We start from the raw sequence: 1,157 nt of genomic DNA on the forward strand, positions 1-1,157 counted from the left end.
CGCCGCCTTAGCTCAGTCGGTAGAGCGATTCACTCGTAATGAATAGGTCGTCGGTTCGATTCCGACAGGCGGCTCCACGGAACCCCCTCCGATCCCCGGATCAGAGGGGGTTCTGCCGTTCGTGCACGAGTGTCCTGGTAGACAGGCACCATGACGGTTCGCTGGGGAGTCCTGGGCACGGGTGGCATCGCGCGGTCCTTCGTCGGAGACTGCACGGCGGTCGGCGTGGAGTTCGTGGCGGTCGGCAGTCGGACGCCCGACTCCGCGCAGGCCTTCGCCGCGGAGTTCGGCATCGCGCGGGCCCACGGCTCGTACGAGGACCTGGTCGCGGACCCGGACGTCGACGCGGTCTACGTCGCGACACCGCACTCCCGGCACGCCGCCGACGCGCTGCTGGCGATCGAGCACGGCAAGCACGTCCTCGTCGAGAAGGCCTTCACCATCACCGCCGCCGAGGCACGCGCGGTCGCCGACGCGGCACGCAGGGCGGACGTGGCGGTGATGGAGGCGATGTGGACGCGGTTCCTGCCGCAGATGGCGATGATCCGCGAGGTCCTCGCCGAGGGACGGATCGGCCGACCGCGCCTCGTCGAGGCGACGCACCACCAGGCGCTGCCGTCGGACCCGCGGCACCGGCTGAACGACCCGGCGCTCGGTGGCGGGGCCCTGCTCGACCTCGGGATATACCCGGTGTCGTTCGCGGTCGACGTCCTCGGGCTGCCCGAGTCGGTCGTGGCGTCGGGGACCCTGAGCGAGCAGGGCGTCGACACGCAGATGGGCATCGTGATGAACCACGCCGGCGGCACGCAGTCGACGGTGCACTTCGCGCTCGACCTCCGCAGCCCGAACACGGCCTCGATCATCGGTGAGGACGGCCGCATCGACCTCGACGACACCTGGTACACGCCGACGACGTGGCGCATCCGGGACCGCGACGGCGCGGTGGTCGAGGAGTTCGACGGTCGCGAGGAGCGCGCCGGCTACGGCCACGAGGCCCGCGCCTTCGAGACGATGATCGAGACGGGGACGCACGAGGGCGGTCCGATGGACCTGGAGGAGTCGGTCGGGATCATGGCGCTCCTCGACGAGGTGCGGCGCCAGGTGGGCGTCCGCTACCCCGCGGACGGCGACGACGGCCTGGAGGCTCCTCCCGCAGT

The 1,157-nt window shown here is 71.0% G+C and carries 1 protein-coding gene and 1 tRNA gene; both read left to right on the forward strand.

Annotated elements, in window-relative coordinates; translation table 11 throughout:
- The first annotated feature begins 1 nt into the window (after position 1).
- Positions 2–77: transfer RNA gene (locus I59_RS17380), tRNA-Thr, on the forward strand.
- Between the two features lie 73 nt (positions 78–150).
- A partial coding sequence (locus I59_RS17385; RefSeq protein WP_022904954.1) for a Gfo/Idh/MocA family protein occupies positions 151–1,157 on the forward strand: 1,007 nt, incomplete at its 3' end.

The sequence above is a fragment of the Curtobacterium sp. B8 genome (genome assembly GCF_000333315.1).
GTDB classification, from domain to species: domain Bacteria; phylum Actinomycetota; class Actinomycetes; order Actinomycetales; family Microbacteriaceae; genus Curtobacterium; species Curtobacterium luteum.